General features: G+C 39.6%; 17 protein-coding genes and 1 pseudogene. 8 read left to right on the top strand and 10 right to left on the bottom strand.

Annotated elements, in window-relative coordinates; translation table 11 throughout:
• Positions 1–505: 505 nt before the first annotated feature.
• Together ACH0QE_RS23460 and ACH0QE_RS23455 are read right to left on the bottom strand one after the other, a co-directional pair.
• Positions 506–1006 (bottom strand): ubiquinol-cytochrome c reductase iron-sulfur subunit, encoded by a 501-nt coding sequence (locus ACH0QE_RS23460; protein WP_415802841.1) that lies wholly within the window; start codon positions 1004–1006, stop codon positions 506–508.
• Between the two features lie 164 nt (positions 1007–1170).
• Positions 1171–1431 carry a metal-sensing transcriptional repressor gene (locus ACH0QE_RS23455; protein ID WP_415802840.1) on the bottom strand — a complete coding sequence of 87 codons (261 nt, stop codon included), beginning with the start codon at positions 1429–1431 and terminating at the stop codon, positions 1171–1173.
• A gap of 430 nt (positions 1432–1861) precedes the next feature.
• On the opposite strand from ACH0QE_RS23455, the gene ACH0QE_RS23450 reads away from it, so the two are divergent.
• Complete coding sequence (locus tag ACH0QE_RS23450) at positions 1862–3328, top strand: IS1182 family transposase (protein ID WP_415802839.1); 1467 nt, start codon at positions 1862–1864, stop codon at positions 3326–3328.
• Positions 3329–3563: 235 nt separating this feature from the next.
• Here ACH0QE_RS23450 and ACH0QE_RS23445 read toward each other — a convergent pair whose 3' ends face one another.
• Complete coding sequence (locus ACH0QE_RS23445; RefSeq protein ID WP_415802838.1) at positions 3564–3815, bottom strand: SHOCT domain-containing protein; 252 nt, start codon at positions 3813–3815, stop codon at positions 3564–3566.
• Between the two features lie 423 nt (positions 3816–4238).
• On the opposite strand from ACH0QE_RS23445, the pseudogene ACH0QE_RS23440 reads away from it, so the two are divergent.
• The 3 genes and pseudogenes from ACH0QE_RS23440 to ACH0QE_RS23430 form a co-directional block, all read left to right on the top strand.
• Positions 4239–4310, top strand: a pseudogene (locus tag ACH0QE_RS23440) (hypothetical protein); the annotation flags it as partial.
• Between the two features lie 135 nt (positions 4311–4445).
• Entirely contained in the window at positions 4446–4568 is a 123-nt protein-coding gene (locus ACH0QE_RS23435; protein ID WP_415802843.1) for a hypothetical protein, read from the top strand.
• 8 nt (positions 4569–4576) lie between these two features.
• Entirely contained in the window at positions 4577–5413 is an 837-nt protein-coding gene (locus ACH0QE_RS23430) for a multicopper oxidase family protein (protein ID WP_415802837.1), read from the top strand.
• Between the two features lie 158 nt (positions 5414–5571).
• On the opposite strand, the gene ACH0QE_RS23425 is transcribed toward ACH0QE_RS23430, so the two are convergent.
• The 5 genes from ACH0QE_RS23425 to ACH0QE_RS23405 all read right to left on the bottom strand — a co-directional run bounded on the left by ACH0QE_RS23425 (position 5572) and on the right by ACH0QE_RS23405 (position 7042).
• Positions 5572–5862: an SHOCT domain-containing protein gene (locus tag ACH0QE_RS23425; RefSeq protein ID WP_415802835.1), complete on the bottom strand. Its 291-nt coding sequence runs from the start codon at positions 5860–5862 to the stop codon at positions 5572–5574.
• A gap of 19 nt (positions 5863–5881) precedes the next feature.
• Complete coding sequence (locus tag ACH0QE_RS23420; protein WP_415802834.1) at positions 5882–6067, bottom strand: hypothetical protein; 186 nt, start codon at positions 6065–6067, stop codon at positions 5882–5884.
• Between the two features lie 126 nt (positions 6068–6193).
• A complete protein-coding gene (locus ACH0QE_RS23415; RefSeq protein ID WP_415802833.1) occupies positions 6194–6484 on the bottom strand; it encodes a hypothetical protein in 291 nt (96 codons plus the stop codon).
• 99 nt (positions 6485–6583) lie between these two features.
• On the bottom strand, positions 6584–6826 hold the full coding sequence (locus tag ACH0QE_RS23410; protein WP_415802832.1) for an SHOCT domain-containing protein: 243 nt from the start codon (positions 6824–6826) through the stop codon (positions 6584–6586).
• A 75-nt stretch (positions 6827–6901) separates the two neighbouring features.
• Entirely contained in the window at positions 6902–7042 is a 141-nt protein-coding gene (locus ACH0QE_RS23405) for an SHOCT domain-containing protein (RefSeq protein ID WP_415802831.1), read from the bottom strand.
• 298 nt (positions 7043–7340) lie between these two features.
• On the opposite strand from ACH0QE_RS23405, the gene ACH0QE_RS23400 reads away from it, so the two are divergent.
• Positions 7341–8804, top strand: a complete 1464-nt coding sequence (locus tag ACH0QE_RS23400; RefSeq protein ID WP_415802830.1) for a multicopper oxidase family protein — start codon at positions 7341–7343, stop codon at positions 8802–8804.
• Positions 8805–9687: 883 nt separating this feature from the next.
• Positions 9688–9897 carry a class I SAM-dependent methyltransferase gene (locus ACH0QE_RS23395; RefSeq protein ID WP_415802829.1) on the top strand — a complete coding sequence of 70 codons (210 nt, stop codon included), beginning with the start codon at positions 9688–9690 and terminating at the stop codon, positions 9895–9897.
• Positions 9898–10236: 339 nt separating this feature from the next.
• On the opposite strand, the gene lgt is transcribed toward ACH0QE_RS23395, so the two are convergent.
• Positions 10237–11058 (bottom strand): prolipoprotein diacylglyceryl transferase, encoded by an 822-nt coding sequence (gene lgt, locus ACH0QE_RS23390; protein ID WP_415802828.1) that lies wholly within the window; start codon positions 11056–11058, stop codon positions 10237–10239.
• 396 nt (positions 11059–11454) lie between these two features.
• On the opposite strand from lgt, the gene ACH0QE_RS23385 reads away from it, so the two are divergent.
• Positions 11455–11736, top strand: a complete 282-nt coding sequence (locus ACH0QE_RS23385) for an AbrB/MazE/SpoVT family DNA-binding domain-containing protein (protein WP_415802827.1) — start codon at positions 11455–11457, stop codon at positions 11734–11736.
• 257 nt (positions 11737–11993) lie between these two features.
• Here the strand turns inward: ACH0QE_RS23385 and ACH0QE_RS23380 are convergent, their stop codons facing one another.
• Positions 11994–12614 carry a class I SAM-dependent methyltransferase gene (locus ACH0QE_RS23380; protein WP_415802826.1) on the bottom strand — a complete coding sequence of 207 codons (621 nt, stop codon included), beginning with the start codon at positions 12612–12614 and terminating at the stop codon, positions 11994–11996.
• Positions 12615–12739: 125 nt separating this feature from the next.
• Here ACH0QE_RS23380 and ACH0QE_RS23375 point away from each other — a divergent pair, with 125 nt between their 5' ends.
• A complete protein-coding gene (locus ACH0QE_RS23375; RefSeq protein WP_415802825.1) occupies positions 12740–13105 on the top strand; it encodes a hypothetical protein in 366 nt (121 codons plus the stop codon).
• The last annotated feature ends 245 nt before the right edge of the window (positions 13106–13350 follow it).

Genomic DNA, 13350 nt, shown 5'->3' with positions numbered 1-13350 from the left:
TAATATACTAATTGCCTTTCTTCATCTTGATTCACAACTTCTATTGGGGTTTTCCATTCACTTTGTACTGCTTCTTCCAGTGAATCATAACCTCTATTGCATCCTGACAAGATAAAAAAAATGAGAATAGATATAGTTATCTTTTTCATGAAATCCCCCTATTTGCAGTCAAATCACTCTTGCACCAACCTGCTTCTTTACTTTAAATACATTGTTTCACAAAGTCTTCTATAGCCTTATTTCAATTTTAACATAAATATCCAAACACCTTCATAATAACATACAATCCACTTACCAAATCACCACAAAATCACACACCCTCCAATAATTATTTCCGTCAATGAGAAATGACCTGTGAATTGATGTGTGGTTTTTAAATAAAATTACAATAAACATTGATATAACAAGAAAAACCGCACGGTGAATTCCAATGTGAAAATCCGTGCGATTTGCCATGTGTTTTACTTGTTTGCACCTATGAAGTATACCCGTTAATAAAAAAATTTTATTTTGTTCTTTTAGTCGGACTTAATATTGGAATATAAACTTCGTTATCCTTAACAAATCCTTCAAAAACGTCCAACGGCCTTGGCGGTGGTCCTCCAATATTAATTCCATATTCGTCGTATTCTCCTCCATGACAAGGACAATAGAATTCAATTCCTTCCGTTACTTTACTTTCTTCCGCTTCACCTGCGATGCAACCTAGATGAGTACATACTGGAGACATAATTAAAAATTCATTTTCCTTCGTTTTGTTCAAATAAACAAAACCCTCCAGATTTTGTTCTGTCCACCCATCCTGGACTGTTACTTTATAAGAAACTTTCTTTGGAAAGGGTCCTTTCTCCAATTCGTTTAAAGGACCAATAATTGCCATAGAACTGGTGTCAATATTGCTTTCCTCTTTACTGCAGGCACTTAAACCTGCTGGCATGAAGGAAAGGGCCAAAATCCCTGCTGTCCCTTTTAGAGACTTCCCCAAAAACTTCCGGCGATTCAACATGTAGCTCCACCTCCATGTTTTTGATCAAACAATACCAAATAATTACGCAAAAATTATGAATGAGAAATTTGTACTAATGTCGTCTTTATCTAAGCAGAATATACCCCTGACAAAAGGAGTGTAAGTCTATCATTTCACTCATTGATTTCCAATTGTGCAGAAATCTATGAACTTTTTACTAACATATTTACAGCCTCATCTACTGCACTATAGTCTTCTTTTATGGATTTTTTGTCATTTGTGAGAGAATTTTGGAGATCGTTTGCGACAATATAGGCTATTGCTCTACCTGTGGAACTTCGAATAGAGGACAATTGGTTCACAACATCAGCATATGCTTTTTCTGCTTCCATCATTTTATTAATCCCCCTGATTTGGCCCTCAATTCTCTTAAGTCGATTTACTATTTCTTTGTTATACAACATGCCGTCCCCTCCTACTGTAAATTAAATATCATTATAAATAAAAGGTATGGAGATTTTGTTGAGACTGAGGAATTTTCCACTGATGAGTATTGGTAAAGATTAAAAATAAAAAAAGCGGCTCGTGCCGCTTGAGGCCACTGAAAAAGTCCCTAAAGGATAGCCTTTGTTAAATTGGCCGGTTGATTTCCACTCCAGGTTGCTTCGCTTTCCGCGGGGCGTGCGGTGAGCCTCCTCAGCGCTAAAGCGCCTGCGGGGTCTCACCTGTCCCGCTGATCCCGCAGGAGTCTACGCACCTTCCGTTCCAATCAACCTAGTGCTACTAAACCTATATTTTAGAAACTATAAACCGTTCAAATCCCTGACTTTTTTAAGGGATTTGAGCGGTTTTTATTTTATAATAAAAGTAATCTATTCGAAATGGGTGGTTCCAATGATGCCAATGCAACAATCGATTAAGCTAAGTTCTTATATGGGGCTCTATGATCTTATCGTGCCAAAGGATAATATGTTACGCCAGATTAATGATTTGGTCGACTTTACCTTTGTTTACGAAGAGCTCAAGGATAAGTATTGCTTTGATAATGGTCGGAACGCAATCGACCCCATTCGCATGTTCAAATACCTTTTATTAAAAACCATCCATGACCTTTCGGACGTGGATATTGTTGAGCGTTCCAAATACGATATGTCTTTCAAATATTTTCTGGATATGACTCCAGAAGAGGAAGTTATTGACCCGAGCTCCCTGACCAAATTCCGTAAATTGAGGTTAAAGGATATTAACCTCCTGGATTTACTTATTAATAAAACGGTGGAGATTGCTTTAGAAAAAGAGATTATCAAAAGTAAGTCCATTATTGTCGATGCCACTTATACAAAAGCCCGTTATAATCAGATGAAACCGAAGGAAGTCCTTATGGAGCGTTCCAAGAAGTTGAGGAAGGCAATCTACAAAATCGATGAATCCATGAAATCCAAATTCCCTCCCAAGACAAAGAATGATGTTTTGGAGGATGAGATTGCGTATTCGCAGAAGCTCATTGAAGTGATTGAAAAGGAAGAGACACTCATCCAATACCCGGCTGTGAAAGAACAGCTGAACCTATTGAAAGAAACGGTCGCAGATGATGTTGAACAGCTCAAGTGTTCAAAGGATCAGGATGCAAAAGTTGGCCACAAGACCGCAGATTCTTCTTTCTTTGGATACAAGACACACTTGGCGATGAGCGAGGAACGAATCATTACGGCAGCTGTCCTTACTACGGGTGAAAAAAGTGATGGCAAACAGCTTCAAAACCTGATTGAGAAAAGCGAAAAAGCAGGCATCCAAGTTGAGGCAGTAATTGGCGATGCAGCGTATTCAGAAAAAGAGAATATTATCTACAGTAATACAAACAAAATCAACTTGGTCGCAAAATTGAATCCGAATATTACCCAAGGCGCCCGCAGTAAGGAAGATGAATTCGAATTCAATAAAGACGCTGGGATGTATGTTTGTAAAGCAGGACACCTCGCAATCAGGAAGGCACGGACCGGAAAGAAAAACACTGGCAAAAACGGTAAGAATCAGGTGGATACCTATTATTTTGATACTGAAAAGTGCAAGCGTTGCCCATTTAGCGATGGCTGTTATAAAGAAGGAGCGAAAAGCAAGACGTATTCCGTTTCAATAAAGTCAACCGAACACTCAGAGCAGGCGAAGTTTCAGGAAAGTGATTACTTTAAGGAGAAATCCAAGCAACGATATAAAATAGAGGCAAAAAATAGCGAGTTAAAACACAGACACGGGTATGATGTAGCCAAATCCTCGGGTCTATTGGGCATGGAGATGCAAGGTGCCATGGCCATTTTCACAGTCAATTTAAAAAGAATTCTAAAACTGACAGGGCAACAATAGAGCAAAAGAGGACAAAAAAATAACAAAAAAGCCGATCTAATTCCAAAAAATATGGAATTTGACCGGCTTTTTTCATTTAGGTTCTCAAGAAAATCTAAAAAATCGGCAGATTTTCAGTGGCCCCGTGCCGCTTAAGACAGTATTTTTCCGTGCTTGGTGCTTCTCGTTCAGAGGGTAGCCTCCAGGTGTGAGACGATGAGGAGAGGCTCCTAAGACGCACCATCCAAGAAATCTGTTACTGCTCTAATTTTTGTTTTAAACGATCGTACTCTTCTTCTGAAATTTCTCCTTTCGCAAGTCTTTCTTTCAATGTCCCCAGTGAGTTATTGCCGTCAGTGTTGGCTGTATTATGATTTGACTTGTTCTTAAAAAGCACCATGGCCACAGCAATAACCGCAATGACTATAATAACCAGCAGTATTCCCATTATTCCGGGACCAAAAAATCCTGTCCCCATCCCACTACCGGTTCCGCCACCATTCATCATAAACTACACTCCTTTCATGATCTACTCAACTATTCCCGTATGGGTATTAAGTTAATCGTAGAATTCCTTTTTAAGAAGTTTTTTAAGACGATTGCCATCAACCACTTTTTCTGTGTCATAAATCACACTAACCATTTGGTTTTAGTTTCGTTACTGTATTCTGGATATTCTTGTTTGTACTCTCAGAGCTTGTTTTAGTATTATAAAAATAATAAAGGCCTAAACTTGGTTAGCTTAAGTTTTGATTCATTTTGGTTTGTACATAATTCAAAAGTTTATATGGTGATGCCACCTTCCCAAATCGCAATGGTTATTACCGGATTTGTCCAAATAGTATTCCAATTTGAACATAATATAATATAACCTCGCACTAAGAATTAAGATAGGAATTGCCCAGAGCAATAAATCCGAAAACACCTCCTGATGCAAACCAAGTCTGATCACATCCCCAGTGTGACCCAGAATGCTGTACAGCCTGGCGAATTATTCACCTACGAATTCAAAGCCTCTGTTCCTGGGACGTATATGTACCATTACCCATCAGGAAGGTGTAAACCAGCTCGACAAGGGGCTATATGGATCTTTCATCGTCGAGCCAAAAAAGAAGTACTACGACAGGCACAATCATACTTGATGAATGAGCCTTCTGAAACGGAATCAGAAATGGGCGGAATGGACCATAAGAATATGGAAGGAATGGGTGAGGAAATTCAGAAAGTGATGACCGTCCCACTGAAGAATCCTCTGGCATAGGGTATGATATGAGCAACTATGATATCTTCACCATTAATGGCAAGAGCGGCGGCAGCATCAAACCTCTTATTGTCAAAGAGGGAGAAAAAATGCGCATCCGCTTCATATCACATAAAATCCACCTTCACGGTCATGAATTCAAGGTTGCGGCCATCGATGGCCAGGAGTTGAATGATCCACAGGATATCAAGGACCTGCTTGTATCGATTGCCCCAGGTGAACGATATGATTCGGAGTTTACTGCGAATAACCCGGGAACCAGGTATCTTGAAAGACATGGAAATTCGGACGGAACATCCGGCATGAAGCTGGCCATTCAATATGAAGGCAAGGAAGAGACAGTAGACAAATCAGACCAGCAGGAAATCTTCCGGTGTTACAGAACCGAAGCAAAAAGCAAGTTCACACTTGACCAGAAGTACCACCTTGAGTACACCAAGGATTTGAACACCGAGATGAACAATGAGGGAATGGTTTTTACCCTCAACGGCAAAACATTCCCTAGTACTGACAACATCAACGTGAAAAAAGGCGATAAAGTACTGGTCAAACTAGTCAACAACTCAATGATGGATGACCATCCAATATACCTGCACGGCCACTTTTTCCAGGTATTAAGCAAAAATGAAAAACCAGTGGAGGGTTTGCCGATTATCAAGGATCCAATCAACCTTAAACCGGGTGATGAATATGTAGTTGCATTTGAAGCCGACAATCCCGGTAACTGGCTGTTTCACTGCCATGACCTTCACCATGCTTCTGTAGGAATGATCAATCTTTTAAATTATGAAGGATTCAATCCACCCTTTACACCAGATGACAGCGGAGGTAACAAGCCAGAATAAAACTCACCATACAAAAAACGGTTCTGACTTGAACCGTTTCTTATTTTGAAAGACTATTTATCAGGAGAATACATTCTTTCTGACAATCATTCTACTTCTTGAAATATTACAAATATTATGGCCGTTAATACAAGGTTTATCGCTTCATATCGTCTCTATCAGGATCGGGTAGTTCTCAATATTTGCTGGAATTCCTCAAAGGTGATTTCCCCTCTGGCGTATCTCAGCTTTGCCATTTCTTCCGCTTCAATTGCCTGGGTATTCCCCGGATTTGGATTGGTGGCTGTCCGGTTTTTGAAAAAAAGGCAGACTCCAACCGCAATCACAGCAAGGAAGGTCAGTGTCGGGAAATTGAAATATGGTATTATTCCAAACTGGCTGTAGCCGGAAGGACCATTGAACCCATAACCATTTACAAAAGCACCCATAAGTCCGCCCATCATTTTCATCTACTCATTCCTACTATTATTAAATACAGTTTTTCTGTATAACATATTCTTCTTCAGAAATTTTTCCGGCAGCATACCTTAGATCAATGATCTTTCTTGCTTGTTCATCTCCTGTATTCTGCGAATCCGTTTTTCCAAAGAATTTTTGCAAATCGCCTGTCTTGTACAGGTAAAAACCGATTGCCAGGATCAATAGAGCAAACATTGTTCAATTCCTCCCTCAAATTTTTAATTGGAGGCCGGGTCAGACCGGCTTGTATGTTTATAGTCCTGTAGTTCCCATGCCCTGGAAGTTCCGGCTATTGGCCGCTCCCCCTGTCCCATGATGCCTTTATACATTTCCACGAGATCCTGATTGCTCAAATCCGGGTGCATTTCCTGCATATATGCTCATCTGGCCAAAGTTGATATTCTGCTCATCCATGAATTTTTGCATATCCTCAAAATTCCCGGATTCCATCATCTGGTTCATTTCGTCAAGGTCGACACCCTGTTCTCCCATGAACTTCTGCATGTCTTCAAAGTTGCCCTCACCCATGATGCTGGACATATTGCTAAAATTAATTCCTTGCTGCTTCATATAATCGAAAGGCCCTGCAGGGTTTTTCTTCGCTGATGCCATATAAAGCCCTGTGCCTCCCGTCGCGATCAGGGCAGCTGCCAATGCTCCGTAATGATTGTCTTTTTCATCATTGTAAAAACACTCCTTATTTAACGTTTTTTATAGTAAGTTTGTTTTAATTTCTTCGAATTCCTCGATAGTGATTTCACCCCGGGCCAATCTGCCCTTGGCGAGCTCAAGTGCTTCACTGCTCCACGACTGACGGGGAAGCGTTTGGCTGTTTCCTCTGTTCTGGTTGAATGCAAGATATAACAGATAACCGATTGCCAGGAACACAACTAGCATCATCAGTGATCCACCTCCCATCCCAAAGCCTCCAAAGTAACCTGGTCCTATCATCATTTCCTTCTCTCCTTTCCATTTCTTTATACTTTCATTCTCTACCAGAAAGATGTAGAAAGTATGGAGGTAAAGCGATTATTTTAATAGTGTTTCCTTCATTTTCTGGTACTCTTCCAAGGTGATTTCCCCTTGTGCAAGCCTCATTTTCAATTGTTCCATCGCTTCACTGGAATCTGAACGAATTGGCTGATCCTGTCCCTTCTTGTTTTTCAACAAACAGCAAGTAGCTCAGGAAAATGGCCAGCAGCAAGCCGATAAACCAGCCAATCCGTCCGCAGCCAGCAGATGCAATGTTTGTTTCTATGCCTTAAATATAAAAGCAAATCATGGAGAAAATATGTGGAAAACAACAAAGCAGTTCACCCCAGTAACCCTTCGAAAAACCGGAGTGATCAATTATCAGAATACATAGTAAATAATTCTACATACTTTTTGCATATATTCATATTAAAATACAAAATACCCCCCCACCGATTTAAAGTTCAGTGGAATTTGATAAGGAGGTACAGCTTTAATGGATAGATACAATAGAAGAAAGTTTCTCTCTTATTCCTTAAAGGGAGCTGCAGGATTAGCAGCTATTTCTCTTGTTCCTGTTGGAGTAAACAAAATTTTTAATAACAATGGAATGATGAATGGAAATGATAGTAGTGGAGTTGTATTCAGCGGGGGCACTCCTTTACCTATTCCCCCGCTGCTTAAGAATACCAGTTCCGTCCCCCGCAGAGCTGAGTTCCAACTATCTGCTGGCATGGGAAAAACGGAGTTTATTGAAGGGAAAGAGACAGACACTTATGGCTACAATGGAAATTACCTTGGCCCTGTCATTAGAGTCAGAAAGGGTGATGAGGTTTCGATAAAAGTCGAAAACAACCTGAATGAAGAAACAACAGTCCACTGGCACGGCCTTGAAGTAGACGGAGAAAATGATGGCGGCCCTCACTCCCGGATTATGCCAGGGGAAACCTGGAATCCAAAGTTTACGATTACACAGCCTGCTTCAACATTATGGTTTCATCCGCACTTGCTTCATAAAACTGGAGAGCAAGTTTATAAAGGACTCGCTGGTTTGTTTTATGTAGATGATGATGTTTCAGATAACCTGAACCTCCCAAATGAGTATGGCGTCAACGACATTCCGCTTGTGATCCAGGATAAGAAGTTGGACGCAAATGGAAGGTTTGAATATAGACTGGGCATGCATGACGTCATGATGGGCCTTCAGGGAGGAACAATTCTTGTTAACGGAGCTGTTAACCCTTATCTTAAGGTACCAAGAGGCAAAATGCGCTTTCGTTTGCTGAACGGATCAAATGCCAGGATTTATGAATTGCTTTTTAGCAATAACCAAAACTTCTATCAAGTAGCTAGCGATGGGGGGTTACTTGAACAGCCTGTCGAGATGACAAAACTAGTGCTCAGCCCAGGGGAAAGAGCCGAAATCATAGTGGATTTCTCTATGTTTAAAGATGGTGATTCGGTCGAATTAACAAATCAAGGTACTGAATTTATGAAATTTATGGTAACTGGTAAAAAACAAGAAGACTTTAATATACCAAACCAACTCTCAAAAATTGAAAGAATAGATTCATCAAAGGCAGTAAAAACTAGAAAATTTATTTTCCAAGGAATGGGAAGCAATGTCAATATAAATGGCAAACAAATGGATATGGACCGGATGGATGAATATTTGACCTTAAATACTACAGAAATCTGGGAAATCTCCAATGAAAGTACTGGGATGATGGGGGGAATGGCCCATCCATTCCATGCTCATGGAATTCAATTCCAAATTCTTGACCGTGACGGCAAACAGCCTCCAGCAAATGAATCCGGCTGGAAGGACACTATCCTAGTGTATCCAGGGGAGAAGGTCAGGGCGATTGCTACTTTCAAGTATACTGGTATCTTCATGTACCACTGTCATATCCTTGAGCATGAAGATGCAGGTATGATGGGGCAATTTAAAGTGGAATAATATTCGGTCTTGAATAAGGCGCAGTTAATCTCAAGGGTTACTGTGCCTTTTTCAGATGTTGTGAAAACCTTAAAGAGATCATTCTCCCGCTAACCTAAAATCGAGGATAGGTAAACCGTAAGCTTCCCAAAATATTTAAGTGGATTCAAAATTTTACATACCTTATTTAGATAGGAAGCTCTTTTTAACTCCTCACTCTGGAGATATTTCATAGGAAATCATCTTACCGCAAAGATACCAACGCAAGCTTACATGGTTTCTTTTGTCGTTTGCGGATGACACAGTGACTTTGGGTGTGGTGTCTTTTCAAGTGCCATCCATTTTAGTTGAGTAACCATGTTATCATCTATATTTGAAGAATTTATTATATGAGCACAATTATTTCAATTTAATTTCAGTACTGAAAACTAGGATTTAACTCCCTCTATTTCGCAGTTTTCTGTATGTTTAAGAAAATCATAGATGATCAATTTATGGGATGCTGAACCGGAAGCAATTGTTTATGTTTCGTCAGCCAGCAATATGCTAATATGGAATACGGAAAAGCAAGTTTGCCGGAACAATAATTAAAGAAAGCTGAAATTAATTAGGCTTTCTTTAAAGGTAGCGATAAGTACAAATCCACCGCCAAATCCATATCCTGTAACTTCACTCATAGAGTTTACCTCCTTCCTGTATCATTGATGTTTTATACTTTGGAAAAGCATAAACCTATATAAAGAAAGGAATGAATGCCAAGGCTGCTATCGCCCCTAGAGCAATCCCCCAGCCAAATCCCCAGCCGATTCCTCCGTAATCTTATTCCTAGTTCTCCCAAAGGGCCTTAAATAATCTCTATTCGGACTAACTCTATCGATGACCCCTCTATGGATCCGTCCAGTCAGTGACTTTATTTACAGACATCTCAAAAACTCTAGGTGAATTTTTCAGAGTCTTAAAGCCCGGGGGTTTTCTTTTGTGCATAGAACTTAACAAGGAAAGCGATATAAATGAAACCGATGAATTAATCATTAAAAGTTTTTATGGCTGTTCATTATTGCCAACTGAGTTGGAATGTATTCACTTATTTAAAACAGTGGTTTTGAGCAGCTAGAAATTATAAAAAGTCGTTCAATTCATGAGGAATTGGAGATTATACTAAATGATGAATTTCTTTTGGAGGATAGTTGGAGAAGTGCCCAAATAGAGGATGAGACCCTGGATTATCATAATAAATTGATGGTTAAGTTCGCGGAACAACTAGGGTATCGAGTTATCAAAGCTAAATAAGGTAATGTTAGTGAATTGAATTCAGCTAATTTCAAATGATTTCGAACGGAAGTCTACATTCCCTTGGTAAATTACCTTTTAATAGGCGGAAAGTATAAAAAGAATAAATAAGAATATACAAAACCTCGGATCTTCTTAAAAGGTCCGAGGTTAGATGGGAAAGTTATTTGTCATTCATACCTTCTTTGTAAAACCGGTTTGCCAATCGCTTTTGCCTTCGATACCAGATGAGGAACAAAGAAAGACCAATTAAAGCCAGGGAAATGACCTGTGCAATTCTTAGTTCATCCGTTACCATTAGACTGTCTGTCCTCAATCCCTCCACAAAAAACCTGCCTACTGAATACCAAATGAGATAAGAAAGGAAAACTTCTCCCCGCTTGACTCCGAACTTTCTGATGGCAAGGAGTACAAAAAAACCTGAAAGATTCCATAAAGATTCATATAAAAAGGTTGGGTGGTAATACGCTCCATCTATATACATCTGGTTAATAATCCAGTCTGGAAGCATTAAATCTTCAAGAAAGGTTCTTGTCACCTCTGTTCCATGCGCTTCCTGGTTCATGAAGTTTCCCCATCGACCAATGGCCTGCCCGAGAATAATGCTAGGAGCCGCTATGTCGGCAAGTTGCCAGAAGGAAATGTCTTTTTTTCGCGCATACACTATCGAGGTTGCTACCGCACCGATCAATCCTCCATGGATGGCTATGCCGCCTTCCCAGATTGCTAGAATCTGTCCTGGATTGTCCAAATAGTAATCTAGTTTGAACAAAACATAATATAACCTAGCACTAAGGAGAGAAATCGGGATCGCCCATAGAAGCAGATCTGAAAAGACATCCTGATGTAACCCTCTTCTTTTTGCTTCTCTTGTAGCAAGTATCCATCCTAAAATCATCCCAAAGCCAATAATAACGCCGTACCAATAAATAGTGATAGGGCCTAATTCCAAGGCTATTCGATCAATTGGTTCATAATTCCCCATTTATATCACCTCTTCTATATCATTCTCCACCATCATACATGGAAATCGTGGATTTTTTATGGAGGGACACACAGGATTACCACATTTCCTTTGTTGGGCATTAATGTTAGATAGATTGGTTAATTAGCTATTTATAAATGAAGAAACGGCTGTATGCGGACCGTTTCTTCGAGGGGGGTTAAGGAGTAACCACCCTTCATGTTAGCGTATATTTGTGCAATAACTATGGATATTCAATCATTCTTCTCAATTTGGGTTGAACTTTTATTAATACATTTTGGATTTTTTTATATACATTAACTCGCTGCATACTTTCTTCTCATTTATTCGATACCATAGGTGAATAAAACTTTGTGAACACCACAGAGTAACAATCCTTAATTGGAGTGAGAAGACATGCTAATCAGGAAACTTTATAATAATGGCCAAATCATCATACCGAAGAAAGTAACACAAGAGCTGGGAATTGAAGATGGTCAATTGCTTTATATTTATAACGAAAAAGATACTATTGTTATTGAGAAAGACCACGAAGATAAATACTTAAATCAGGCAACACTATATAATGGTAACTTAACGATACCCTGTGAACTACGTAAACTGCTAAACTGGGAAGGAGAAAATCTCCTGGAAATGGAAGTGAACTCCAACAACAAAATCCGCCTAAAGAAAATTTGATTGTAGGTCCACGCTGAGACACTAACGTATTTTAAAAGGAATAATACTTCAGATTCAACCTCGACAGACACAGAAATGGACAATTCTACTGTCATGTTCTATACTATGCTTACCTTTTAGCAGGAATGGCATATCCTATTTATTGGTGAATTTCGCTTTCCTAACACAAATAGTCAATTGAGAATAAGTTGAAAAAAAAATTAGTAACACCAAACAAAAAACGGTTCTGTTCTTGAACCGTTTTTTGTTACATAGATCTATTTATTTGGAGAAAGCAACAGTCTTCTCATTATTGACCCCATTAGTCTTTCTTCGCGAACAACTGACAATCCTGCTGATTTAATGTTTGCCATTGTCTCCCGGTTTATATTTGCGCCCCACATTCTCACTGTTACTGGATTCAGGAAATCCATTACAAGTCCTGCCGCCTCGTTTTCGCTTCTCATATGCTCAAGCATGAGAATCTGTCCGTCCGGTTTGCAAACTCTTCTCAGTTCTTCTAGACCCACAACCGGGTCTGGTACAGAGCAAAACACACAGGTAGATACTACCGTATCAAAGCTGTTGTCCGGAAAGGGCAGTTCCTGGATGTCTCCCTCTATTAGTTCCATTTTATAAGGCGCATTAAGTTGTGAAGCCTTCTGTTTTGCATACTTTAACATATCGCTGCTGAAATCCACTCCAATCAGGGATTGAATACTACTCGGATAAAAAGATATGTTCGCCCCAGTCCCTACCCCTGCTTCCATGACATCACCGTATGAGCCAGCCAGTAGGTCCCTCCTCCAATCTTCTCGTAGCATCTTATCCATTCTGTCATAAATTTTTGAAACTCGGTTGTATCTTTTTTTAATTTTCTCATTTAATTTCTGTTTCAATGAAACCATCCTCTCTGATTACGGATTAGTGACCATTATACTGGCAAACTGTGCACAAAGAATGAATAAGGATTTTTAGTTTCATTTTTGAACCTTTATAATATAATTTTAGTGAGGTGAAAAAAATGTGTGTTTCTCATCACAATATCGACCAGATTTCATACCATACCGCCGAACAAATCGTTCAATTAACAGTATATCGCCCGTTGCATATTGAATTGATCGGGGAAGGCAGATTTGCCATTGAAGCAGGCCAACCCTTTCCAGCTGAGAACCACGGAGTGATTTCAAAAATCGTACTGGCTGATAAGGGTGGCAACCTGTACCAAATCGTGCCAGATGAAATCGGACTCAAGTTTGCACGCGGGGAGATCGATTACAAAGAATATTTAAATCAGCAGAAAAAGGGGAATCTGCAACTGATTGGCCTGACACTAGGACTCATCACTCTGTTTGCAACAGCAGGTTGGGGATTTGTTTCGCTTTTCTAGAAACAATCATTAAAACTGATGAATAAAAAAGCTGCCGTTTGGCAGCTTTCAGTTTGTCGACAAAAGGGGTTCGGAATATTCTCATTCCGAACCCCTTTTGAGATTTCATCTGATTTTTCAAAGGAAAATAGACTCTCTTCTCTATACTTTTAGGTCATTACTGGACTTCTCCAAGTCCAGTTGGCCATCTTCTTCAAGTTCAAGGCAGCGAAAGTAAGCATCGCCTGCATCGACAATTTTTTAAG

The organism is Mesobacillus sp. (assembly GCF_047739415.1).
Lineage (GTDB): Bacteria > Bacillota > Bacilli > Bacillales > Cytobacillaceae > Mesobacillus.
The sequence above is the reverse complement of the archived record's forward strand: the minus strand, read 5'-3'. Positions and strand labels throughout refer to the sequence as shown.